The organism is Rhodococcus rhodochrous (genome assembly GCF_014854695.1).
GTDB lineage: Bacteria > Actinomycetota > Actinomycetes > Mycobacteriales > Mycobacteriaceae > Rhodococcus.
Genome location: NZ_CP027557.1, coordinates 2,330,992 through 2,355,649 on the forward strand (window position 1 = coordinate 2,330,992; position 24,658 = coordinate 2,355,649).

The window sequence follows — 24,658 nt, forward strand, 5'->3', positions numbered from 1 at the left end:
GGGGTACTTCGGGGCCGGAACCGCATAGGCTTTGCGCGTGTCCAAGCTTTCCACCGCGGCGAAGCGGCTCGTGCTGGGTCGCCCCTTCCGCAGCGACACTCTCGGGCACGAGTTGCTGCCCAAGCGCACCGCACTGCCGGTCTTCGCCTCCGACGCGCTGTCGTCGGTCGCCTACGCACCCGAGGAGATCTTCCTCGTCCTCTCCGTCGCGGGGTTGTCTGCCTACGCCTTCTCGCCGTGGATCGGGCTCGCTGTCGCCTTCGTGCTCGTGATCGTGGTCGCCGGTTACCGCCAGACCGTGCGTGCCTACCCGTCCGGCGGTGGCGACTACGAGGTCGCCACGAAGAATCTCGGCCCCACGGCAGGGCTGACCGTCGGCAGTGCGCTGCTCGTCGACTACGTCCTGACGGTCGCGGTGTCGCTGTCGTCCGCGGCGGCGACGGTCGGATCGGCCGTCCCGTTCGTCGCCCGGCACAAGGTGCTCTTCGTCGTCGTCGCGATCGTGCTGCTGACCGCGGTGAACCTGCGAGGACTCCGGCGCGCCGGCCGGGCGTTCGCCGTCCTCACCTACACCTTCGTGGGCTGCATGCTGGTGATGCTCGGGGCCGGGTTGTTCCGGATCTTCGTCCTGGGCGACGACCTGCGGGCGGAGTCGGCGGACTTCGAACTCGTCGCCGAGCAGACGGACCTGACCGCGCTCGCCTTCGTCCTCCTGCTCGCGCGGGCCTTCTCGTCCGGCTGCGCGGCGCTGACGGGTGTCGAGGCGATCAGCACGGGTGTGCCGGCCTTCGAGAAGCCGAAGGCACGCAACGCCGCGACGACCCTGCTGGTGCTCGGTGGAATCGCCGTCACGCTGTTCCTCGGGGTGGTCTTCCTCGCCGAGCGGCTCGGTGTGGTGGTGGCCGAGCATCCCGACACCCAGCTGCGCGGTGCACCCGAGGGTTACGAGCAGAAGACGTTGCTCTCCCAGCTGGCGCACACCGTCTTCGAGGGGGTGCCGGCCGCGTTCGTCCTGATCACGATCGTCACCGCCGTGATCCTCGTGCTCGCCGCCAATACGGCCTTCAACGGATTCCCGGTGCTCGGTTCGGTTCTCGCGCAGAACCGTTACCTGCCGCGCCAGTTCCACACCCGCGGCGACCGGCTCGCCTTCAGCAACGGCATCCTGTTCCTCGCCGGGATCGCCGTCGTCTTCGTGTGGGTCTTCGAGGCCGAGGTCACCCGGCTCATCCAGCTGTACATCGTGGGTGTGTTCGTCGCGTTCAGCCTGGGGCAGGCCGGCATGGTGCGCCACTGGACGCGGGAACTGAGCACCGAGACGGATCCGTCGGCGCGGGGCCGCATGGCGCGGTCGCGGTTGATCAACGGTGTCGGATGCGTCTCCACGTCGGTGGTGCTGCTGGTCGTGCTGACGGGCAAGTTCGCCGCCGGGGCGTGGATCGCGGTGGTGACCATGGTCGTCGCGTTCGGGCTCATGAAGGCGATCCGGCACCACTACGACACGGTCGCCGCGGAACTCGAGAGGGCGGATTGGGACGGTGTGCTGCCCAGCCGCACCCATTCGATCGTGCTCGTCTCGACCCTGCACCTGCCCACGATGCGCGCTCTCGCCTACGCGCGGGCGACTCACCCCGACACCCTCGAGGCGATCACCGTGAACGTCGACGACGAGAGCACCCGGCGTCTCGTACTCGAATGGGAGAAGAGCGATCTCACCGTGCCGTTGAAGGTCGTCGAGTCGCCCTACCGGGAGATCACGCGGCCCGTCCTCGACTACGTCCGCCGGGTGCGGCGCGATTCTCCCCGCGACGTCGTGACCGTCTTCATCCCCGAGTACGTGGTGGGGCACTGGTGGGAGCAACTGCTTCACAACCAGAGCGCCCTGCGGCTCAAGAGCCGGCTCCTCTTCCAGCCGGGGGTGATGGTGACGAGTGTGCCCTGGCAGCTGCGCTCGTCCGCGGACGCCGGTGCGGTGGGGCGGGCCGCCCCGAACGGGCAGGATCGACAGTTGGACAACGAGGAGGAACCGCGGTGAATCGTCAGGCACACCCGCGCACGGATTGGTCCGGCCGGAGGATCGAGGTGATCCTCGGCAATCCCGCCCACGGTGGTGCGTGTGTCGCGCGGTTCGAGGGGCGCGTCGTGTTCGTGCGGCACGGACTGCCGGGGGAGCGGGTCTTCGCTCGGGTCACCGAGGATCGGGGCGGGTCGTTCTGCTTCGCCGACGTGGAGGACGTGCTCGAGGCGTCCGAGGACCGCGTCGATCGAGTCTGCCCGATCTCCGGTCCGGGAGGGGCGGGTTGCTGCGACCTCGCGCACATGACCGTCGAGGCGCAACGCCGTTTCACGGGCGCGGTGGTGGCCGAGCAGCTGCGCCGGCTCGGTGGGGTGGACCGCGAGGTGACCGTCGAGGAGGTGCCCGGCGGTGCGTCCAACGGCACCCTGTGGCGCACCCGGGTCCGGCTCGCGGTGGACGTGGTGGGGAACCCGGGGTACCGCCGGTACCGCAGCAACGAGGTCGTCCCCGAACTGGCGTGCCCGCAGATCGATCCGCACGCCTACGTCGGCCTCACCGATCGTGTGTGGCAGCCGGGAGCGGAGCTGCAGGTCGTGCTCGACGCGGACGGCCGGCGGCACGTGGTGGAGATCGCACCTCCGGTCCTCTCGGGTGGTGCGCGACGGCAGGGCCGGCGCGGCGCGGCGTCGCGGCGGGCGGCGGTGAACGCGCCCCGTCCGGAGAAGGTGATCGAAGGCTCGGGACGGGTGGTCGAGCGGGTCGGCGAGCGCGAGTGGCGGTTGGCGCCGACCGGTTTCTGGCAGGCTCATCGCGGCGCCGCGTCGACCTATTCGGCTGCGGTGGCCGACTGGGCGCAGGCCTCGGAGGGGGCGACGGCGTGGGATCTGTACGGCGGAGTGGGCGTCTTCGCGGCCGTGCTCGCCGAGCAGGTCGGTCCGTCCGGTCGGGTGGTGTCGGTCGAGTCGTCGAAGACCGCCGTGGACGACGGGGTCGAGGCGCTCGGCGACCTCGGGCAGGTGTCCTTCCGTCACGGGCGCGTGGAGCGGATGATCCCCGATCTGCCGGCCCCAGAGGTGGTCGTCCTCGACCCGCCGCGCGCGGGGGCGGGCAAGGACGTGGTGGCCGCCGTGGCCGCGGCGGGACCGCGCCGGATCGTCCACGTGGGCTGCGATCCCGCGTCCTTCGGTCGGGACGTGGGTCTGTACCGGGACAACGGATTCGAGTTGGCGGACGTCCGGGCCTTCGCGGCGTTCCCCTCCACTCATCACGTGGAGTGCATCGGTCTGTTCACCCGTTGAACCGGGTTCCCGTCGCACCCGCCCGGGGTCCGTGCTGTGTGTGGTGTGGCGAGGTGTGACGGGGACCGCATCCGGGTAGTCGGTGTGACATGAAAAAGAGATTGCTTGTAGTACGCAACTAATCTGTATAGTTGCATGACGTAATCAATTAGTTCATTCCGACGGAGGTTCGCTGTGCCGGAAAAGGCTCAGGCCCACGAACTCGCCGACGCCATCTTCATGTTCGGTCGCACGCTGCGTGGTGCACTCGTGCACCACGACACCGATGTGCTTCCTTCCGCGCTCGTCGCGGTGCTGTTCGTGCTCGCACGGATGGGGGAGTGCCGGCCCAGCGAGCTCGCCGTCGAAATGTGCGTCAGCCAGTCGTCGTTGAGCAGACAGATCGCCGAACTCGTCGAGCGAGGCCTCGTGGATCGACATCCCGATCCCGACGATCGTCGTGCTCACCGGGTGAGTTGTTCGGTCGCGGGTATCGAGATCCTCGACCTCGTGAAGAAGCGCCGGACCGAACGGCTCTCCGCAGAACTCTCGGACTGGCACGAGGACGAGATCGCAGGCGCCATCACGACGCTCGAACGTCTCACCTCGTCCCTGGCTCCGCTCGTCATCGATACTCGAAGGACCAATTCATGACCACAGTCTCCGGACAGGGAGCGCAGCCGGATGCTCCGGCAGCCGAGGAGCAGATGACGCACCGCGAGATCCTCGTCGTGCTGTCGGGCCTCCTCGCCGCTCTCTTCACGGCGTTGCTGAGCAGCACCATCGTCTCGACCGCTCTGCCGACGATCATCGCGGATCTGAACGGTACCCAGACCCAGTACGCCTGGGTCATCACCACGGCGCTGCTCGCGAACGCCGCGTCGACGCCCATCTGGGGCAAGTTCGCCGACCTGTTCAACAAGAAGCTGCTCGTCCAGCTCGGGATCCTGGTCTTCGTGATCGGCTCGGTCCTGGCCGGCATCGCGCACAACGTGCCGGTCCTGCTCGCCGCCCGCGTGATCCAGGGCATCGGCATGGGTGGTCTGACCGCTCTCGTCGTCGCGATCATCGGCAGCATCATCCCGCCCCGCCAGCGCGGCCGGTACTCCGGCTACATGGGCGCCGTCATGGCCGTCGCCATGTCGGGTGGACCCGTGCTCGGTGGTGTCATCGTCGACCTCCTCGGCTGGCGCTGGTGCTTCTACGTCTGCGTGCCGATCGCCGTCGTCGCGCTGATCCTGCTGCAGCGCACGCTGCACGTCACGACCGTCCGCAAGGAGAACGTGAGCATCGACTGGTTCGGCGCCACGCTCATCACCGCCGCCGTGAGTGTCCTGCTCGTCTGGGTGTCCTTCGCCGGTAAGGCCGACTACTACGAGTGGTTCTCGGCCGAGTCCGCCCTCTACGTCGGTGCCGGCATCGTCCTGCTCGTCGCGACGCTGATCGTCGAGTCGAAGGTCGCCGATCCGATCATCCCGCTGAAGATCGTCACCGAACGCACCACCGGTCTCGCGATCATCGCGTCCGTGGCAGTCGGTATCGGCCTGTTCGGCGCCACCACCTTCCTCGGCCAGTACTTCCAGACCTCGCGGGCCTACAGCCCGACGGTCGCCGGTCTGCTCACTATCCCGATGGTCGCCGGCACACTCGTCTCGTCGATGCTTTCCGGTCAGCTCATCACGCGCTTCGGCAAGTGGAAGGGCTTCCTGGTCGGCGGCGCGATTCTGCAGATGGTCGGTTTCGGACTTCTCGGCACGGTCGACCACCTCACCTCGCTCACGCTCATCAGCGTGTACATCGCGATCGTGGGTCTGGGCACCGGCATGCTGATGCAGAACCTCGTCCTCGCCGTGCAGAACACCGTGAGCGTGCGCAACATCGGCGCCGCGAGCAGTTCCGTCGCCTTCTTCCGCACCTTCGGTGGCGCGATCGGTGTGTCGGTGCTCGGTTCGATCCTCGCGTCCCGTGTCGCGACGATCTCCGCCGACGGCCTCGCGAAGCTCGGTGTGGACACCTCCGGTGGCGGATCGGGTGGAACTCTCGACTTCTCCCAGTTGCCCGAGCCGGTGGCCGAAGTCATCCGTGCCGCCTACGGCGACGCGACGGCGACCCTCTTCCTCGTGGCGGCGGCGTTCGCGGTCGTTACCCTGGTGGCAGTGGTGCTGATCCCGAACCAGGCGTTGCGCACCACCATCGACCTCGTCGAGGAGAAGTCGCCGGCCGATCGCGCCGACATCTCCTCGTGAGGGTGACCTCGCTCACCGGCGGACGATCCGCCCGCCGGTGACCAGGAGATCACGCGGAAGCGAGGCGGTGGCGGGAGACGCTCCGTTCCCGCGCTCCGTAGACTGAGGAAATCACTCGCGCGACGAGCGTGAGGCACGAGCCGGAGGGAGCTGTTCCAGTTGGGTGTTCTGTCCCGCATCCAGTCGCCCGACGATCTACGTCGACTCTCCCCTGTGGAGCTCACCGAGCTTGCGGGGGAGATCCGGGAATTCCTGGTCGAGAAGGTCGCGGCGACCGGCGGTCACCTCGGGCCCAATCTCGGCGTCGTCGAGCTGACCATCGCTCTGCACCGGGTGTTCGATTCGCCACGCGATCCGATCCTCTTCGACACCGGTCATCAGGCCTACGTCCACAAGATCCTCACCGGTCGTCGCGACGAGTTCGACAGTCTCCGGCAGAAGGGTGGGTTGTCCGGCTACCCGTGCCGCGCGGAGAGCGAACACGACTGGATCGAGTCGTCGCACGCCTCGGCCGCCCTGTCGTACGCCGACGGACTCGCCAAGGCCTATTCGCTGTCCGGACAGTCCGATCGGACCGTGGTGGCCGTCGTGGGCGACGGCGCGCTGACCGGCGGTATGTGCTGGGAAGCGCTCAACAACATCGCCGCCGGGCAGAACCGCTCGATGGTGATCGTCGTCAACGACAACGGCCGCTCATACGCACCCACGATCGGCGGTCTCGCCGAGCACCTCGCGGCGCTGCGCCTCAAGCCCGGCTACGAGAAGGTGCTCGACAACAGTCGGCGCATCGTCAAGCGGATCCCCTGGATCGGCTCGGCGGCCTACTCGGTGCTGCACGGCATGAAGGCCGGTGTGAAGGACGCGGTCAGCCCGCAGGTGCTCTTCACCGATCTGGGCATCAAGTACCTCGGCCCGGTCGACGGGCACGACGAGCAGGCCATGGAATCGGCGCTGCGTCGCGCGAAGGCGTACGGCGGCCCGGTCCTCGTCCACGCCGTCACCCGCAAGGGAGCCGGCTACGCGCCCGCCGAGAACCACCTCGCCGATCAGATGCATGCCACGGGCGTGATGGATCCGCGCACGGGTCGGGCGAAGTCCACCTCCGCCCCCGACTGGACGTCGGTCTTCTCCGACGAACTCATCGCGCTGGGGGAGAAGCGGGAGGACGTCGTGGCGATCACCGCTGCGATGCCCGGACCGACCGGACTCGCCAAGTTCGGCGAACGGTTCCCCGAGCGCACCTTCGACGTCGGCATCGCCGAACAGCACGCGGTGACGTCGGCGGCGGGGCTCGCGCTCGGTGGGATGCATCCCGTCGTCGCCGTCTACTCGACCTTCCTCAACCGCGCGTTCGACCAGCTGCTCATGGACGTCGCACTGCTTCGGCAGCCGGTCACCGTGGTGCTCGACCGGGCGGGTGTCACGGGTTCCGACGGGGCCAGTCACAACGGCATGTGGGATCTGTCCCTGCTGGGCATCGTTCCCGGCATCCGGGTCGCCGCTCCGCGCGACGGGGCGACGCTGCGCGAGGAACTCGGTGAGGCGCTCGACGTCTCCGACGGCCCGACCGTCCTCCGGTTCCCCAAAGGCTCGGTGGGAGAAGACATTCCGGCGCTTGAGCGTCTCGACGGCACGGTCGACGTGCTGCGGATGCCGCCGTCGCGGCGCGGCGACGCACTGATCGTCGCGGTCGGCGCCTTCGCCGGTCTCGCGCTCGACGTCGCCGATCGTCTCTCCAAGCAGGGCATCGACGCCGCGGTCGTCGACCCGCGGTGGGTCTTCCCCGTGCCCGACGCGGTGGTCGACCTCGCACGCGGCTTCCGGATCGTCGTCACGATCGAGGACAGCGGCCTCCACGGTGGTGTCGGCTCGGCGGTCTCCGCCGCGCTGCGCCGCAACGACGTCGATGTGCCCACGCGCGATCTCGGGGTGCCGCAGCAGTTCCTCGATCACGCCTCCCGCAACGAGATCCACGCCGAACTCGGTCTGACGGCCCAGGATGTGGCGCGTCAGGTCACCGGCTGGGTCGCCGGTCTGGACAGCGAACCCGAGGAGCGATCGCGACCCTCGGCGGTCGAGCAGTCCGACCGCGAAGCGGGCTGAGTCCGACCGACGCAGGTGCACAGACGCGAGGGGCGGTATCCGGTGATCCGGATACCGCCCCTGGCGTCTGTATCGACTAGCTCTGCATCTCCTCGAGTTCCATGCCCTTGGTCTCGGGGATCTTCGTCTTGACGAAGAAGAACGACAGCAGGGCGAAGAACGCGAACAGTCCGTACAGGAACCACAGCCCGACCGCGGAGGTCAGCGGCGGGAACGCCAGTGTCACCGTGAAATTCGCGATCCAGTTCGCCGCGGTGCTGATACCGAGGGCGACTGCGCGCATGCGGTTCGGGAACATCTCGCCGAGCATCACCCACATGATCGGGCCCCAGGTGGCGGCGAAGAAGATCACGAAGGCGTTCGCGCCGACGAGGGCGAGCGCACCCCACGGTGCCGGAAGTTCGACGTCCTCACCGCTGCCGACCGCCTGCGAGAAGGCGATCGCGGCGAGCAGCAGGCTGACGAACATGCCGATCGAACCGGTCATCAACAGCGGACGGCGACCGATCTTGTCGACGAACAGGATCGCGACGAACGTCATGAGCACGTTGATCACGGCGGTGATCACCGAGGTGGTGAACGACTGGTTCTCGGTGAAGCCCACCGACTTCCACAATGTCGTCGAGTAGTAGAAGATCGCGTTGATACCGACGAACTGCTGGAAGACGGCCATCGTGATGCCGACCCACACCAGCGGCTGCAGACCGAAGACCGGGCCGCGGATGTCGCCGAAGGACGCCTTCGACTCGCGGCGCAGCGTCAGCCGGATCTCGCGGACACGCTCGTCGGGCCGAAGCTCGCCCGTGACGTTGGCCAGGACGGCCGCAGCCTCTTCGTCCATGTCCTTGCCGACGAGATAGCGGGGGGACTCCGGGATCGTCAGCGCCAGTACACCGTAGAGGACGGCGGGCGCGACGCCGACGAGGAACATCCACCGCCAGGCCTCGAGATTCCACCACAGCTCGTTCGACGCTCCACCGGCGGCGTTCTGCAGCACCGCGTCGGACAGCAGGGCCGCGAAGATGCCGAGAGTGATGGCGAGCTGCTGCAGTGATGCGAGGGCGCCGCGGTAGCGAGCGGGTGCGATCTCGGAGATGTAGGTCGGTGCGATGACCGACGCGATACCGATGCCGAGGCCGCCGAGCACACGCCACAGCATGAGATCGGGAACGCTGAAGGCCAGACCGGACCCGATCGACGAGATGACGAACAGGGCGGAGCCGAGGAGCATCACCCGCTTGCGGCCCCAACTGTCGGCGAGGCGTCCGGCGAACCATGCCCCGACGGCACAGCCGAGCAGGGCGATGGCGACGGCGAAACCGGTCACGAACGAACTGAGTGCGAAGTTGTCCTGGATGGAGTCGACGGCACCGTTGATGACCGAGCTGTCGAAGCCGAACAGGAAACCGCCCACGGCCGCCGCGACGGTCACGGCGATGACTTTCGCGGCGTGTGCGGTCGATGGTTGGGTCACCGAGGAACTCCTGGATCGGACTGGCCGCGAGGGCGGGAAAAGGGCTGGACACAGTGTGTTTTCTTCAGGGGAACATTACGCCGGGGTGAACGGCCGACTCGACGTTTCCGGCGAGAACTCGCCCGCAGGGCGGACTGCGAACGGGACATCCACGGAGTGTGGCGACGTCTCCGAGCGGGCAAGAAGTTAAGGTGTATTCTCTCCGCTTCGTTGCTCTGCCTGCGACCTTCCCATCCGGTGAGGACCTCCGCTTGACACTGTGTGATCTGGGAATACAGTCTCGTTCCATGACTCGGCGACGACCGGATGCGACGGTACAGGGTGTGGTGGGTGAAGCGGCGTTCCTGCTGACCTCACCTCGGAGGTTCCTCATGGAGATCGCTCTGCCTCCGGTGGGGCACGGGGTGGTGGAACACAGCAAGGCGCTCATCGATCCCGTCACACGCTTCCGGAACACGAGTGCGTACATCTTCCTCGTGGCGTTCGGCGACGACGAGGAACGGCGCAGGGTGGTGCGTTTCGTCAACCGCGCCCACGCACCGGTTCGCTCCGACGGATACAACGCCTTCGATCCGAAGCTCCAGTTGTGGATCGCCGCGGTGATGTTCCACGGCGGCCGCGACGTGTACGAGCGGTTCTTCGGCCGCCTCGACCGGGCCGAGGCCGAACGGCTGTACCGCGAGTTCGCGGTCTACGGCACGTCGTTGCAGGTACCTGAGGAGATGTGGCCCGCGGACCTCGACGCGTTCGATGCCTACTGGCACAGTGTCGTCGACGATCTCGAGATCGACGAGACCATTCGTTCCTACGCACGCGCCCTGCTCTCCGGTGGCGACCTGCCGATCGTCGTCCGGCCGGCGATGGCGCTCAACAGGTTCTTCACCCTGGGCATGCTCGATCCCCGTATCCGTGAGGCCTACCGCTTCACGTGGACCGAGGCCCACCAGCGATGGTTCGACCGCCTCATGCGGATCGCGGTGCCCGCCTACCGGGCGCTGCCCGCGGCGGCGCGCCACCTGCCCAAGAGGCTGGTCCTGCGCGACGCGCGTAAGAGGTTCGCCGCGGTGCCCGCGCACGTCGCTGCCTAGGACGCGGCAGCGCCGGAAAGAGACAGCATGCGGCAGAGGCGGCGGAGATCAGTTCTCCGCCGTCAGGGCCTTCGCGAGTCGCGGCACGGTCAACGCGCGCTGCCACGGACGTGCCCCGCCCTCGGCGAAGCGGCCGTCGATGTACTCCTCGACGTCGCCCCCGTCGGAGACGTCCCAGTCCCAGCACAGGCGCCGAACGAGTTCGGGACTGATCAGGTTCTCGACCGGAACGGCGACTTCCTCGCTCAGAGCGGCGAGTTCGCCGCGCGCGAGGGCGAGACGTGCGGCCTCCTCGGGGTGGTGGCGCGACCACCGGCCGGCCGGCGGAGGCCCGGTCAGCGGCGGCGTGAGGGGTGGGAGCCGGTCCTCCGGCAGTGCACGGGCCCGCTCGATCGCGTTGAGCCACGCCCGGGAGGAACGCCGCTGCCGCGGACCGCCGAAGACCGGAAGCTTCTGCAACTGTTCGACGGTCGTGGGATTCGCCTCCGCGGCGGCGATGATCGCGGAGTCGGGAAGGATGCGCCCCGGCGCGATGTCGCGCCGGGCGGCGATCTCGTCGCGAGTGGTCCACAGTTCCCGGACGATCGCCAGGCGGCGTCGGTCCTTGATCGCGTGGATCTTGGACGTGCGGCGCCATCGATCGGGCTTCGGAGCGGGCGGTCCCGCGAGCCGGATGTGCTCGAATTCCTGGGCGGCCCACTCGGTCTTGTTCTGCCGCTCGAGTTCACTCGCCATCGCGTCGCGGAGTTCCACGAGCGGTTCGACGTCGAGCGCTGCGTAATTGAGCCACGACTCGGGAAGCGGCCGCGTCGACCAGTCCGCCGCACCGTGGCCCTTGCGCAGCTCGAGGCCGAGGGTCTCGGCCACGATCGCGGCGAGCCCGACGCGGGGAAATCCGGCGAGGCGACCGGCGAGTTCGGTGTCGTACAACTTCGCCGGGCGGAGTCCGAGTTCGGCCAGGCCGGGGAGATCCTGATCGGCGGAGTGCAGGACCCATTCGAGGTCGTTGATCACCTCGGCCAGGGGAGCGAGGTCGTCCCGTGTCGGAATGGGGTCGAGCAGCACCGTGCCGGCGCCCTCACGGCGGAGCTGGACGAGATAGGCGCGCGCGGAGTAGCGGTAGCCCGACGCGCGTTCGGCGTCGACGGCGAGCGGACCGTGTCCCTGTGCGAGCATCGCTGCGGCCTCGGCCACCCCGCGCGCCGTGGTGACGACCTCGGGGACGCCGTCGCGCGGTTCGAGGAGCGGCACCGTCGTCACGCTCGTGCTCTTCTGCTCGTCCTCGTCGTTCTGTGCCGGCATGGGCGTGACTCTAGCGGTGTCGCTCCCGTGCGCAATTCCGTTCCTGTCCGGAACGTCCGGTCGGCGGGTGCGCACGAACCCGCTCGACGCCGCGCGAACCCCCTTCGGGCGGCCGCGTCAGCCCTCCTGCGAGACGACGTCGTCGCTTTCCGCACCGGCCGCGAGGATGAGGTCCTCGAGGGCGGGGGAGAAGTCGTCGACGAGTTCCCACAGGTCGGGGACGAGATCGGGACACGAGATCAGGCCGATGTCGAGCCTGCCGTCGAGGGAGAGCACCGTCACGTTGAGCGCCGCGCCGTGGAAGATCGGCCCGAAGGGGTACATCGCCGTCATGCGCGCACCCAGGAAGTACAGCGGGACGGGCGGTCCGGGCACGTTGGAGATCACGAGGTTGTGGATCACCGGATGCCGGTCGGCGAGTCGGAGCCCGGCGTAGGCACGCATCGCGGGGGCGAAGACCGCCGCGCCGAGGAACTGCGACCAGTCCTGCAGCAGGTTCGCGCCGAGGTCGGCGTTGTGCTCCTTGGACACCGCGTTCGCTTCCGCAAGGGCTCGCAGCCGCTCGGCGGGGTCGGCGATGTGGGTGTGGAGGTCGGCGAACATCGCCGAGACCTGGTTGCGTCCCGGCCGATCCGACCTGCCGTGGACCGAGACCGGGATCATCCCGATGAGCGGGGAGTCGGGCAGCTCGCCGCGCCGCTCCAGATATCGGCGCAGCGCACCGGAGCACACCGCCATCACCACGTCGTTGACGGTGACGCCGAAGACGTTCTTCACCAGTTTCACGTCGTCGAGGTTCAACTCGGCGAAGCCGACGTTGCGGTGTCCGGTGATGGTGGAGTTGAACGGGGTGCGCGGCGCCGTGAACGGCGCGGGCATGGCGTCGCCGCGTCGTGCGCGGGCGATCCACGAGGTCAGCGATGTGACCGCGCCCGGGAGGATCCGCAGCAGGTGCAGGGGCCGGCGCGCCACGTTGAGGGCTCCGGCGATCGCGATGGCGAGGTCGTTCGCGTCGCCGGCACCCCACTGCACCGGTTCGGGCCGGGGATCGGCGGGGTCGAGGCTGCACAGCTGCGCGATGAGCGCGGCACCGGAGACCCCGTCCACCCCGGCGTGGTGCATCTTCGCGATGACCGCGATCCTGCCGTCGTCGAGACCGTCGACGAACCACATCTCCCACAGCGGCCGGGAGCGATCCAGCGGTTGCGCGGCGATGTGACCGCACAGCTCCGCGAGCTCGGTCCGGCTGCCCGGGGCGGGCACGCCGACGTGGTGGACGTGCCGGTCGAGGTCGAAGTCGTGGTCGTCGACCCAGACCGGATGGTCGAGGTTGAACCTGCTGTCGGCGAGCTTCATCCGGAACTGGGGTACGGCGGTGAGGCGCGCTTCGAGTTCGTTGCGCAGGCTCACGTAGTCGTAGCCGCCCGGGACGGTGGACGGGTCCAGCACGATCAGCCCGCAGATGTGGAGGAGCTGACTGGGGGTCTCGAGATAGAGGAAACCGGCATCGAGCCCGCTGAGACGCTGCATGGATCAAGAGTAGAACAGGTTCTAGAAATCCGGTCGGATTGCGCAGGTTTTCACCGCTGGAGTCGCGCGACCCCCGCCGGAGGCAGACCCGCGGCATATGCGAGGACGTCGCAGAACGCCTCCACGTGCGGGGTCAGTATGTCGGACTGCGGAGTCCACGACGCGCGCAGTTCCAGTTGGTGGGCGCGTCCCGGGCCCGCGATGTCCCCGAACCGTACGGAGGTCGTCGCGGTCACCGTGCCGCCGAGCGCCGTGAGCGGTTCACCGTGCGCGGCGAGGGCGTCGACGAGCCAACTCCACGCGACCTCCGGCAGCAGCGAGTCCGCTGCCAGGCTCTCGTCGACGTCGGCCTGGATGTACGAGACGAGCCGGGTGGTCCCGTGCCACGCCTCGTCGCCGTCGGGGTCGTAGAGAAGGATGAGGCGGCCGAACGCGTCGCCCTCGGACTGCTCGGGCACCCGGTCCGTCTCGTCGTGCAGGACCTCGGCGCCCAGTGCGTAGCTGTAGGGCGCGAGCCGTTGCGGGGGTCGGATCGGCCCGACCTCGATCTCCGGGCGCACGGTGGCCGCGTTCATCGCATCGACTGCGGAACGGAAGCGGGCCGGCTCGGCGGGCGAGGTGGTCACCGGGCGGAGGTTAGTGCCGGTGACGCACCGCACGCGGGAGGCGCGCCGATTCCGGCGAACGGCACGGGTGTGGCAGCATGGGCAGCGGGTCCGGACCACACGTCCTGTGTGCGACCCGGCAGACGCTGCCCTGCGCGACGGCGCGCAGTGCCCGAAGAACGAGGATCGATGACCGGCTTGGAGAACACGAACGTCGGATCTGCGGTGCCCGCGGAGTACCCCGCGCGGAGGATCCTGCCCCATGCGCCCCTGCTGGCGGCCGCGCGCGGTGAGAAGCCGGCCCACCGGCCCGTGTGGTTCATGCGCCAGGCCGGCCGCTCCCTGCCCGAGTACCGGGAGATCCGGGCCGGCATCGGCATGCTCGAATCGTGCTTCGACCCCGAACTGGTCTGCGAGATCACGATGCAGCCGGTGCGGCGGCACAAGGTCGACGCCGCCATCCTCTTCTCCGACATCGTCGTCCCGCTCAAGGCCGCCGGGATCGACCTCGACATCGTCGCCGGCACGGGCCCGGTCGTCGCGAACCCCGTCCGCACCGCCGCCGACGTCACCGCGCTGCCGACCCTCGAGGCCGAAGAGGTCGGAGCGGTCGCCCGCGCGGTCGGTCTGCTGACCCGCGAACTCGGCGACACCCCGCTCATCGGGTTCGCGGGCGCGCCCTTCACCTTGGCCTCATATCTCGTCGAAGGCGGCCCGAGCCGCAACCACGAGCGCACCAAGGCGCTCATGCACGCCGACCCGAAGACCTGGCACGCCCTCCTCGGCAAGCTCACCGACGTCGCCATCGCCTTCCTGCGCGCGCAGATCGGTGCCGGTGTCGACGCCGTCCAGCTCTTCGACTCGTGGGCCGGTGCCCTCTCGCTCGCCGACTACCGCGAGTACGTCCTGCCGCACTCCGAACGTGTCTTCGCCGAGATCGCCGGTGCGGGGGTGCCGCGCATCCACTTCGGTGTCGGCACCGGTGAGCTCCTCGGCGCCATGGGTGAGGCGGGCGCCGACGTGGTCGGCGTCGACTGGCGCATCCCGCTCGACGTCGCCGCGACCCGCGTCGGCCCGGGCAAGGCCCTGCAGGGCAATCTCGACCCCGCGATCCTGTTCGCGGGCCGGGAGGTCGTCGAACGCGAGGTGCGCCGCATCGTCGCCGAGGCCGACCGCGCTCTCGAGGCCGGCGCCATCGGCCACATCTTCAATCTCGGTCACGGCGTCCTGCCCGACACCGATCCCGACGCCATCACCCGAGTGGTCGAGCTGGTGCATTCGCTGTGACCCCGCCGACGGTCGCGGTCGTCGGCGGTGGGATCAGCGGGCTCGTCGCCGCGTATCGACTGCGTCGTTCGCTCGGCGCCGCCGCGCGCATCGTCGTGCTCGAGCGATCGTCGCGGCTCGGCGGCAAGCTCCGCACGGTCCCGCTCGCGGGCGACCCCGTCGACGTCGGTGCCGAGGCGTTCATCGCACGCCGACCCGAGGTGCTCGCGCTCGTCGAGGAACTCGGCCTGAGCGACCACATCGTCCACCCCTCGGCTGCCCGTCCGCTCCTGTACGCCGACGCGCGACTGCACCCGTTGCCGGCGGGCACGCTCATGGGCATCCCCGCCTCGGCGCAATCCGTCGAAGGACTCGTCGACGACGAGACCCTGGCGCGCATCGCCGCCGAGCCCACTGTGCCGTTCCACTGGGACCGGGACTCCGACGTCTCCGTCGCGGATCTCGTCCGATCACGCTTCGGTGAGCAGGTGGTGCGGCGCAGCGTCGACCCGCTGCTCGGTGGGGTGTACTCGGGGCTGTCCGACACCGCAGGTGTCCGTGCCACCCTCCCGACGCTCGCAGCGGCCCTCGACGCCGGCGCGACGAGCCTGAGCGACGCCGTCGCCCGCGCCCTGCCCCCGAAGTCGGACGCCCCGGTCTTCGGGACGCTGCGCGAGGGCTACGGCGTGCTGATCGAAGCCCTCGTCCGCGAGGCCGACGCCGAGTTCCTCTACGGCACGGCCGCATCCGGACTGAAGCGCAGCGGTGGCCGGTGGTCGGTCGACCCGCTCGGCGAGGTCGACGGTGTGGTGCTCGCCGTGCCCGCCCCGGACGCCGCCCGGCTGCTCGTCGACAGTGTCAGATCCGCCGCGCAGTGCGCCGCGCAGATCCCGCTCGCCTCGTCGGTGGTGGTCGCGCTCGCGTTGCCGCACGACGCCGGCCTGCCGCAGAACTCCGGGATCCTCGTCGCGACCGGGGAGGAACTGTCGGCGAAGGCCTTCACGCTGTCGAGCCGCAAGTGGCCGCACCTCGCCGAACGACCCGTCGCACTCGCCCGCGCGTCGTTCGGACGGTTCGGCGACGACGCGCTCGTCGACGCGTCCGAGGCCGACCTGATCGCGCTGGCCCGCGCGGATCTCGCGACCGTCACCGGAGTCGACGCCGAACCGGTGGCCGCCTTCGTGCAGCGGTGGCACGGCGGGCTGCCGCAGTACCGCGAACACCACGGCGAGATCGTCGCCGCCTTCGAGGCCGAGATCGCAGGGATCGACGGACTCGAGGTCGCCGGCGCGATGCTGCACGGCGTGGGTGTACCCGCATGTGTCGCAACAGGCACGGCCGCGGCCGCACGCCTGGCTGCACGAATGGAAGGATGAACGTCATGGCACGTCTCGACTACGACAAGCTCAATTCCACCCTCCGTTACGCGATGTGGTCGGTCTTCCAGGTCCGGCCCGGCGTCCTCGGCGACGACCGCACCGCGGCGATCGAGGACGCGAAGGCGTTCTTCGCCCGCTTCGACGACACCGACGTGATCGTCCGCGGTATCTACGACGTCGCCGGCACCCGCGCCGACGCCGATTTCATGATCTGGACCCACGCCGAGCACATCGAGGATCTGCAGAAGCTGTACGCCGACTTCCGGCGCACCACGATCCTCGGGCGCGCGAGCACCCCGGTCTGGTCGAACACCGCACTGCACAGACCCGCGGAGTTCAACAAGAGCCACCTGCCCGCCTTCATCGCGGGGGAGGACCCGGGCAACTACGTCTGCGTGTACCCCTTCGTGCGGTCCTACGAGTGGTACCTGCTGCCCGACGAGCAGCGTCGCAAGATGCTCGCCGACCACGGCATGGCGGCACGCGGCTACCCCGATGTCCGCGCCAACACCGTTCCGGCCTTCGCGCTCGGCGACTACGAGTGGATCCTCGCCTTCGAGGCGCCGGAGCTGCACCGCATCGTCGATCTCATGCGCGACCTGCGTGCCACCGACGCGCGCCTGCACGTGCGGGAGGAGACCCCCTTCTTCACCGGGCCGCGGGTCGACGTCGAAGCCCTCGTCGCGTCGCTGCCCTGACGTGACCTCGACGAGCGCGGTGCCACCGGAGGGAGACGGTCGTCTGTTCTCCCAGATGGCGCACTGGGGCATGTTCTCGGCGCAGGCGCGCGACGGCGAGGTCGTCGCCGTGCAGCCCTACGCCGGGGACCGCGACCCCTCACCGATCCTGGGGAACATCCCCGGATCGGTGCGGCACCGTGCTCGCATCGCCGGCCCGGCCGTCCGCCGCGGCTGGCTCGAGAACGGACCGGGACCGAGCACACGACGCGGCGACGACGAGTACGTCGCCGTCTCGTGGGACGAACTCACCGAGATCCTCGCAGGCGAACTGCAGCGTGTGAAGGACCGGCACGGCAACCGGGCGATCTTCGGCGGCTCCTACGGCTGGTCCGCCCCGGGCCGGTTCCACCACGCACAGAGCCAGGTGCACCGCTTCCTGAAGATGTTCGGCGGCTACACCCGCTCGGTGCACTCCTACTCGCTCGGCGCGACCGGCGTGATCATGCCGCACGTCGTGGGCACCCACTGGAAACTGTTCGCGCGCTCGACCTCCTGGGAGGTCATCGCCCGCGACACCGATCTGATGGTGTGTTTCGGCGGGATCCCGCTCAAGAACACCGCTGTCAACGACGGCGGCACGAGCGATCACCCCACCCGCGACGCCCTCGACCGGATGCGAGCCCGCGGCGGACGGATCGTCTCGTTCAGCCCGATCCGCAGCGACGTGCACGGTGAGCACGAGTGGCTCGCGCCGCGGCCGGGCACCGACGTCGCGATCATGCTCGCCCTCGGCTACGTCCTGGCCACCGAAGGTCTGGCCGACCGCGAGTTCCTCGACCGCTACTGCACCGGTTACGACCGCTTCGAGGAGTATCTGCTCGGCCGCACCGACGGCGTCCCGAAGACCCCCGAGTGGGCCGCCGGACTGTCGGGCATCCCGGCCGGCACCCTCGTCGACCTCGCGCGACGCATGGCCCGCGGCCGCACCCTGGTGTCGGTCACATGGTCGCTGCAACGCGTGCGGCACGGCGAGCAGGCGCCCTGGGCGGGCGTGACCCTCGCCGCGATGCTCGGTCAACTCGGCGTTCCCGGAGGCGGTTTCGGCCACGGCTACGGGTCGATGAACGAACCCGGTCTCGCGCCCGTCCCGTATCCGCTGCCCACCCTGTTCCAGGGCAACAACGACGTCGAGGACTTCATCCCCGTCGCCGCGATCTCCGACCTGCTGTTGCGGCCCGGGGAGCAGTTCGACTACGACGGCCGTCGCCTGACCTTCCCGGACATCCGGCTCGTGTACTGGGCGGGTGGCAATCCCTTCCACCACCACCAGGACATCGGGCGGCTCCGCCGGGCCCTGCAGCGACCCGACACGATCGTCGTCCACGACCCGTACTGGACGCCGATGGCCAAGCACGCCGACATCGTCGTGCCGTCGACCACGGCGCTCGAGCGCGACGACCTGACGTGCACGCGCAACGATCCGCTGCTCGTCGCGATGCAGGCCGCCGTCCCGCGCTTCGCCGACGCCCGCGACGACTACGACACCTTCACCGCTCTCGCCCACCGCCTCGGCTTCGGCGAGCAGTTCACCGAGGGCCGGACGTCCCGGCAGTGGCTCGAACACCTCTACGAGCAGTGGCGCGGTTTCGTCCTCGCCGACGACCGGCGCGTCGAGGACCCGCCGCCCTTCGACGACTTCTGGTACGGCGGACCGGTCCGGATGCGGACCGAGGACGATCTGACGCTGTTCGAGGATTTCCGGTCCGACCCCGAGGCGAACCCGCTGCGGACTCCCAGCGGACGGCTCGAGATCTTCTCCGCCGACATCGACTCGTTCGGCTACGACGACTGTGCCGGGCACCCCACCTGGTACGAACCCGACGAATGGCTCGGCTCCTCGCGGGTCGAACGGTTCCCACTGCACCTGATCGCCAACCAGCCGGCCACGCGCCTGCACGGGCAGCTCGATCACGGCTCGGTGAGCCAGGCGTCGAAGATCCGTGGCCGCGAACCGATCCGGATGCGTCCCGACGACGCGGCCGCGCGAGGTCTGGAGGCCGGCGACATCGTCCGCGTCTTCAACGATCGTGGTTCGTGCCTCGCCGGGGTCGTCCTCGACGACGGTCTGCTGCCGAACGTCGTCCAGCTCGCGACGGGAGCCTGGTACGACCCGCTGGATCCGTCCGATCCCGGATCGATGTGCGTGCACGGGAACGCGAACGTGCTCACCCCCGACGTCGGCACATCGTCGCTGTCCCACGGCTGCACCGGGCAGCACGTGCTCGTCGACGTCGAGCGGTTCGACGGCGAGCTACCGCCCATCCGGGCCTACGATCCGCCGGTAGTCCGGCAGCGCTGAGTCCTCGCGGCCGAGCACATACGGCCGGATCGTCACAGACCGAGGGACGACTGGACCTCGCGCAGGGTGGCCGCGGAGGCGGCCAGACCTGCCTCCTCCTCCGGCGACAACGGCACCTCGAGCACGGTGTGCGCGCCGCGCGCGTCGACGACGGTGGGAAGCGAGAGGCAGACGTCCTGCAGGCCGTGCCGCCCGGTCTGCAGCGTCGACACCGCAAGCACCCGGCGCTGGTTCCGCAGCACGGCCTCCACGATGCGGGCACTCGACAGTCCGATCGCGAGATTCGTGGCGCCCTTGCCGCGGATGATCTCGTAGGCGCTGCGCACGACCTCCTCGAAGAGTGCAGCGCGGGTCTCCGGACCGAAGACGGGTCGTCCGTCGACGGTGAAGGACTCCACCGGCACACCCCCGATCGCCGCGCCCGACCACAGCGCGACCTCCGAATCGCCGTGCTCGCCGACGACGAACACGTGGACGTTCTCGATCGCGACGTCGGCACGGTGGGCGAGCAGATACCGCAGCCGGCCGGAATCGAGCACCGTGCCCGACCCGAAGATCCGGCCGTCCGAGATGCCGGTCGCCGCGATCGCGGCGCGGGTGACGATGTCGACCGGATTGCTGACGAAGACGATCACCGCCTCGGGGGAGACGGACAGCAGGCCGGGAGTCAGGTCCCGTGCCAGGGCGACGTTCGCCGCCGCGAGATCCAGACGCGACTGGCCGGGATGCTGCTTGGCCCCCGCGGTCACGACGATCAGATCGGAACCGGCGGTGACCGCGATGTCGTCGCTGCCCTCGATCCGGCACGACGGCGCGAACTGGGTGCCGTGGTTCAGGTCCAGGACCTCCGCGCGCACCTTCGCGGAATTCGTGTCGAACAGCGCGATGGCGTCTGCCGAACCCCTGAGCAGACACGCATACGCCACCGCGGTACCGACGCTCCCGGCGCCGACGACGGACAGCTTCGTGTGTCGCCGGATTCTCGTACCCGTCTCACCCATGCGAGAAATTGTGGCGTATACCGGCCGCTCGGTCGGTAACCTCGGGCCACATGATTTCGGTCCGCATCGGGACATTCCCTGCGAGCGGCCGGCCCGACGCGATGGCAGCGACTGCTCGAGGAGATCTACCCGAGCCGACCTGCCGCTGTCGCGTAGCCGTTAGCCTCGGGACATGGCCGAGACTCCCTTCGATGCCGTCCTGTTCGACTTCTCCGGCACCCTGTTCCGGCTCGAGGAGGACGAGAGCTGGCTCGCGGACGTCACCGACCACGAGGGCAGACCCTTCGACGTGCACCGGCAGGCCGAACTCATGCGGCGGCTGACGCAACCCGTCGGGCAGCCCGTCGAGATGGACGCCGACGAGCACCACGCGTGGACCAACCGCGACCGCGAACCGCGCTGGCACCGCGAGGCCTACCTGACGGTGCTGCGCAGGTCGGGCGTGGCCGATCCCGAGCAGGCACAGGCGCTCTACGAGAAGGTGACCGACCCCGACTGCTGGACCGTCTATCCCGACACCGTTCCCGTCATCGAGGCGCTCGCCGGAGACGGGATCGCCGTCGGCGTGGTGAGCAACATCGCCTTCGACCTGCGGCCGGCCTTCGCGCGGCTCGGTATCGACGACCTCGTGTCGGTGTTCGCGCTGTCCTTCGAGGTGGGCGCCGTCAAGCCCGAACCGGAGATCTTCCGCTACGCCGTCGACAGACTCGGTGTCGACCCGCGACGGACGCTGATGATCGGCGACAGCGAGAAGGCGGACGGTGCCGCCCGGTCGATCGGATGTGCGTTCGAACTCGTCGAACCGGCACCGACCACCGAGCGGCACGACGCACTGTGGACCGCGCTGGCCGCGGCCGGGATCACTCCGATGGAACCAGGCGCAGGGAGATCGAGTTGATGCAGTACCGCTGGTCGGTGGGCGTCGGGTAACCCTCGCCCTCGAAGACATGCCCGAGATGGCTGTGGCACGTCGCGCACACCACCTCGATGCGCCGCATGCCCAGCGAGTTGTCCTCGCGCAGGATCACGGCGTCGGAGTCGGCGGGGTCGAAGAACGACGGCCACCCGCAGTGGGAGTGGAACTTCTCGGTGCTGCGGAACAGTTCGGCACCGCACGCGCGGCATTCGTAGATGCCCTCGGTCTCGGTGTCGGTGTACTCGCCGACGAAGGGGCGCTCGGTGCCTGCCTGACGCAACACGGCGAATTCGGCGGGTGTGAGCTTCGCGCGCCATTCCTCGTCGGTGTGGACGACCTTGGGTGCGGGTTCGGATCGAGGAGCAGACGTCATGATCTCCACGCTAACCGCGCTCGGCGCGCGCGTCACGTCTGCACCGGCACGGACGGATCACGTCCGTGCCAGCTGCTTCTCCTCGAGCAGGTGCGACGGCTCGATGCCGTCCGCCAGGCGCCCTTCGCGCTTCGCGACGAGGTAGCGGTCGAGCAGGACGGCGAAGACGACGATGAGCAGCAGCGACCAGCCGAAGGTGGTCTTCATGTACTCCGCCGCGCGCCCGGCCTCCACCCACCGGCTCGACAGCCACGAGTCGTAGCTCAGGAAGCCGTAGACGGCGAGCCAGGCGGGCCAGTTCCGCATCACGGAGTTCGGCAGCAGCACCGTCATCAGCAGCGGGAACAGCATCATCGAGTAGTACATCTGGCCGAGCGATCCGAGCAGGAACGAAGCGGCGAGCAACACACCACCGGCGGTGCACACGAAGAACACCTCGTCGTGGCGGCAGTAGCGGTAGAGCAACCACACCGACACCGCGACCATCACCGCGAGCGCCGCCCGCAGACCGAAGATCAGCCAGGCCGGGAGCCCGTAGTACATGCCGTTGCCGACGATCGCGCTGTTGAAGTAGTCGCGGGACTCGAGCAGGTACGGCACGGTGTGCTCGACGAACTGCCACGCGTCGACCGACAGGGGCCACGCGATGATCGTCAGCGCGATCGGGACACCCGCGGCGGTGATGAAGACCTTCCACTGTCCGCGCACGAGCGGGAGCAACAGCAGGGGAGCGAGGATCGGTTTGACGGCGAAGGTCAGGCCGAGCGCAGCCCCCGCCCACAGATCACGTCGTTTGAGCAGCAGCGTCAGGAACGCGATCTCGCCGAGCAGGACGAGACCGTTGATGTTCGTGAAGACGAGCGTGTTCGTCACCGTCTCGGACGCGAACGCGGCGAAGACCAGCACCGGCGCGATCGGCGAATCGAGTCGCAGACCGAACATGCGCAGCAACAGATAGAGCGCGACGAGGATCGCGATCGCATTGGCGAGGATGAACAACCACCGCGACCGCTCGGGGTCGATCACCGCGATCGGGGCGATCAACAACGTGCCGGAAGGCGGATAGAGGTAGTGGGGATCGACCCACTGGAACTCGGCGGTGTACACCGGCCGGCGGTTGAGGAAGGCCAGCGCCGCGTTGTAGACCGGGGTGAAGTCGTCCGTCCGGAACCCGTTGACCGCTTTGATCACGACCCGGTGCAGAACCGTCAGTACGGCAAGGGGCCACATCACAGCCTTGACCACCTCGGCGGTCGTGCGTGCGGTCCGGGGTTCGAGACTTCTGAGGAACACTACGGCACGGTACACCGCGGGCCTGCGGACCCGTGCACACGCCCTGACCCCGGTCGGGGAACGTCACGCGGGGCACAGGCTCCCGTTGGGCGGAAGTTCCCCGCCGGACAGATAGGCCTCCACCCGGGCCTGCACACAACCCGAGTGCAGGACCGCCGAGTAACCGGCACCCTGCCACGACAGCGACGCCCAGGCGATACCGCCTGCGGTGAGCACACCGGTCACCGACTCCACGCCGGCATTGCCCACGACGGGGTCCGCGGCCCCCGAGGAGACGAGCACGGGCACGTCGAGCGCCGCCGGCAGCGGCGGGGGAGGCAGGCTCGGCCACGCCGCACACGCCGTCAGGCCCGTCGCCAGGTCCGCGCCGTACAGCGGATACAGGGTGGACCAGCTCCGGGCGAGATCGCCCGCGTGGGTCGGGGTCGGCCACCGCTGTCCGTCGCTGCACCGGGCGACGAACTGACCGTCCGTCGAGAGCCTCTCCTCGGCCGCACCGACCAGTTCGATGAGCGGCATGACATCGCCGTCCCGCGCGGCTGCGAGGACGTCCGCCACCTCACGGACGCGGGCCTGCAGATCGGCGCGCGGCGTGCCGAGGACACCCGTCAGCGCCGTGAGGAACGAATTGGCCGAGACCGGCGCGAGATCACCCCCGGTGGCCTGCTCGTGCAGATCCTCGATCGCCGCGCGGGGATCGTCGCCCAGGGCGCAGTCGAGGGCGGTGCACTGCCGGGCGAAGGCATCGACGGCGGCCTCCGCGCCGCGGGCCTGCGACTCGGCCATGAGTTCGGCGTCGGCGGTGGCCGCGGCGGGGGAATCGAGGACGAGACGGCCGACCGCGCCCGGATAGGCGGCGGCGTAGGCGAGCGCGACCGTCGCACCGTTCCCCACCCCGAGGAGACCGATCCGGTCCACGCCCCATGCCTGGCGGAGGCGTTCGATGTCGTCGGCGGCGTGTGATGCGCCGAACATCAGCTGCTGCGGCTGCAGGTAGTCGGTGCACGAGATGGTCGCCTGACGGCCCAGATCGGCGACACGTTCGGGTGCATCGCCGGTGCGGCCGAATTGTCCGAGATCGCCGAGACCGCGACGATCCGCGGGAAAGATGCAGTCGATTGCGAGCGAGTTGCCGATTCCGCGCCGATCCACCGCGATGATCGGGCGCATCGTCAGTGCACCGGACATCGGGCCGGTCGCCATGCCGGTCAGTGCGCGCGTCGACGCGATGTCGGCGCCGGTCGTGAGAACCAGCGGCGCCACGTCGGTGGGGGTGTCGGGCAACCGTGCGCGCATGACTGCCAGCGGGAAGGTGCCCGCCACGTTGCCGGCCGCATCGATCGGGGCGACGACCTCCGCGCACTCGAGGACGAGACCCTGGGGACCGGGCGGTGCGTCGAACGAGGAGAGCGTCTCGTCCGTGCAGTTCCGCCATGCCGGTTCGGCCGACGGCACCGGAAGTTCGGGTACCTCGGTCTCGTCCTGCGGGGTCCTGTCGACGGCGATACCGGGATCGTCGCGCACCACGGCGACGTCGGGACGTATCGACGGTCCTGCTCCGCACGCGGTCGACGCCGCGGCAACCGTGATCAACATCGCGGCGATCACTCCCGATCTGCGCATGCGCACAGCCTGCCAGGTTCACCGGCGGGCGCGTGCAACCGGTGGTGGAGCGGCCGATCCGAAGTGTCCTCCCGGTGCGTGACGTCGAGGTGAACGCCGTGTGAAGTAGGTCGCATTCCGGATTCG

19 protein-coding genes are annotated in these 24,658 nt (G+C 69.2%); 11 read left to right on the forward strand and 8 right to left on the reverse strand.

Going from position 1 to position 24,658, the window contains the following annotated elements:
• The first annotated feature begins 37 nt into the window (after positions 1-37).
• From C6Y44_RS10980 to dxs, 5 genes are all read left to right on the forward strand, one after another.
• Positions 38-2,035 (forward strand): APC family permease, encoded by a 1,998-nt coding sequence (locus C6Y44_RS10980; RefSeq protein WP_159418510.1) that lies wholly within the window; start codon positions 38-40, stop codon positions 2,033-2,035.
• Positions 2,032-3,315 (forward strand): class I SAM-dependent RNA methyltransferase, encoded by a 1,284-nt coding sequence (locus C6Y44_RS10985; protein ID WP_159418509.1) that lies wholly within the window; start codon positions 2,032-2,034, stop codon positions 3,313-3,315. The genes C6Y44_RS10980 and C6Y44_RS10985 overlap by 4 nt, the downstream gene beginning before the upstream one ends.
• A 174-nt stretch (positions 3,316-3,489) precedes the next feature.
• Positions 3,490-3,948 carry a MarR family winged helix-turn-helix transcriptional regulator gene (locus tag C6Y44_RS10990; protein WP_159418508.1) on the forward strand — a complete coding sequence of 153 codons (459 nt, stop codon included), beginning with the start codon at positions 3,490-3,492 and terminating at the stop codon, positions 3,946-3,948.
• Positions 3,945-5,540, forward strand: coding sequence for an MDR family MFS transporter (locus C6Y44_RS10995; protein ID WP_159418507.1), 1,596 nt, complete (start codon positions 3,945-3,947; stop codon positions 5,538-5,540). The genes C6Y44_RS10990 and C6Y44_RS10995 overlap by 4 nt, the downstream gene beginning before the upstream one ends.
• Positions 5,541-5,699: 159 nt before the next feature.
• Positions 5,700-7,643 (forward strand): 1-deoxy-D-xylulose-5-phosphate synthase, encoded by a 1,944-nt coding sequence (gene dxs / locus C6Y44_RS11000; protein ID WP_159418506.1) that lies wholly within the window; start codon positions 5,700-5,702, stop codon positions 7,641-7,643.
• 76 nt (positions 7,644-7,719) lie between these two features.
• Here dxs and C6Y44_RS11005 read toward each other — a convergent pair whose 3' ends face one another.
• Positions 7,720-9,117, reverse strand: a complete 1,398-nt coding sequence (locus C6Y44_RS11005) for a sugar porter family MFS transporter (RefSeq protein ID WP_159418505.1) — start codon at positions 9,115-9,117, stop codon at positions 7,720-7,722.
• A 287-nt stretch (positions 9,118-9,404) separates the two neighbouring features.
• Here C6Y44_RS11005 and C6Y44_RS11010 point away from each other — a divergent pair, with 287 nt between their 5' ends.
• The gene (locus tag C6Y44_RS11010) at positions 9,405-10,205 is read left to right on the forward strand and encodes an oxygenase MpaB family protein (RefSeq protein WP_159418504.1); all 801 of its coding nucleotides are present in this window, start codon (positions 9,405-9,407) and stop codon (positions 10,203-10,205) included.
• Positions 10,206-10,253: 48 nt separating this feature from the next.
• On the opposite strand, the gene C6Y44_RS11015 is transcribed toward C6Y44_RS11010, so the two are convergent.
• From C6Y44_RS11015 to C6Y44_RS11025, 3 genes are all read right to left on the reverse strand, one after another.
• A complete protein-coding gene (locus C6Y44_RS11015) occupies positions 10,254-11,507 on the reverse strand; it encodes an HRDC domain-containing protein (RefSeq protein ID WP_159418503.1) in 1,254 nt (417 codons plus the stop codon).
• A 117-nt stretch (positions 11,508-11,624) separates the two neighbouring features.
• Entirely contained in the window at positions 11,625-13,037 is a 1,413-nt protein-coding gene (locus C6Y44_RS11020; protein ID WP_159418502.1) for a WS/DGAT/MGAT family O-acyltransferase, read from the reverse strand.
• A 50-nt stretch (positions 13,038-13,087) separates the two neighbouring features.
• Entirely contained in the window at positions 13,088-13,663 is a 576-nt protein-coding gene (locus C6Y44_RS11025) for a DUF3000 domain-containing protein (RefSeq protein ID WP_159418501.1), read from the reverse strand.
• A 168-nt stretch (positions 13,664-13,831) separates the two neighbouring features.
• On the opposite strand from C6Y44_RS11025, the gene hemE reads away from it, so the two are divergent.
• From hemE to C6Y44_RS11045, 4 genes are read left to right on the forward strand one after another with little or no spacing between them, the layout of a single operon-like run.
• Positions 13,832-14,929, forward strand: coding sequence for a uroporphyrinogen decarboxylase (gene hemE, locus C6Y44_RS11030; RefSeq protein WP_039587069.1), 1,098 nt, complete (start codon positions 13,832-13,834; stop codon positions 14,927-14,929).
• Positions 14,926-16,284: a protoporphyrinogen oxidase gene (locus C6Y44_RS11035; RefSeq protein ID WP_159418500.1), complete on the forward strand. Its 1,359-nt coding sequence runs from the start codon at positions 14,926-14,928 to the stop codon at positions 16,282-16,284. The genes hemE and C6Y44_RS11035 overlap by 4 nt, the downstream gene beginning before the upstream one ends.
• A 5-nt stretch (positions 16,285-16,289) precedes the next feature.
• The gene (gene hemQ / locus C6Y44_RS11040) at positions 16,290-16,985 is read left to right on the forward strand and encodes a hydrogen peroxide-dependent heme synthase (protein ID WP_159418499.1); all 696 of its coding nucleotides are present in this window, start codon (positions 16,290-16,292) and stop codon (positions 16,983-16,985) included.
• Between the two features lie 55 nt (positions 16,986-17,040).
• Positions 17,041-19,326 carry a molybdopterin-dependent oxidoreductase gene (locus tag C6Y44_RS11045; RefSeq protein ID WP_159419247.1) on the forward strand — a complete coding sequence of 762 codons (2,286 nt, stop codon included), beginning with the start codon at positions 17,041-17,043 and terminating at the stop codon, positions 19,324-19,326.
• 32 nt (positions 19,327-19,358) lie between these two features.
• On the opposite strand, the gene C6Y44_RS11050 is transcribed toward C6Y44_RS11045, so the two are convergent.
• Positions 19,359-20,327: an L-lactate dehydrogenase gene (locus tag C6Y44_RS11050; RefSeq protein WP_120282366.1), complete on the reverse strand. Its 969-nt coding sequence runs from the start codon at positions 20,325-20,327 to the stop codon at positions 19,359-19,361.
• Between the two features lie 172 nt (positions 20,328-20,499).
• Between C6Y44_RS11050 and C6Y44_RS11055 the strand changes: the two genes are divergently transcribed.
• Entirely contained in the window at positions 20,500-21,225 is a 726-nt protein-coding gene (locus tag C6Y44_RS11055) for an HAD family hydrolase (RefSeq protein WP_120282367.1), read from the forward strand.
• Here C6Y44_RS11055 and msrB read toward each other — a convergent pair.
• The 3 genes from msrB to C6Y44_RS11070 form a co-directional block, all read right to left on the reverse strand.
• The gene (msrB, locus tag C6Y44_RS11060; protein WP_059381498.1) at positions 21,188-21,616 is read right to left on the reverse strand and encodes a peptide-methionine (R)-S-oxide reductase MsrB; all 429 of its coding nucleotides are present in this window, start codon (positions 21,614-21,616) and stop codon (positions 21,188-21,190) included. The two genes, C6Y44_RS11055 and msrB, sit on opposite strands and share 38 nt — an antisense overlap.
• A gap of 57 nt (positions 21,617-21,673) precedes the next feature.
• The gene (locus tag C6Y44_RS11065) at positions 21,674-22,909 is read right to left on the reverse strand and encodes a glycosyltransferase family 87 protein (protein WP_159418498.1); all 1,236 of its coding nucleotides are present in this window, start codon (positions 22,907-22,909) and stop codon (positions 21,674-21,676) included.
• Positions 22,910-22,972: 63 nt separating this feature from the next.
• Positions 22,973-24,517: an alpha/beta fold hydrolase gene (locus C6Y44_RS11070; protein WP_120284212.1), complete on the reverse strand. Its 1,545-nt coding sequence runs from the start codon at positions 24,515-24,517 to the stop codon at positions 22,973-22,975.
• Between the last annotated feature and the right edge of the window lie 141 nt (positions 24,518-24,658).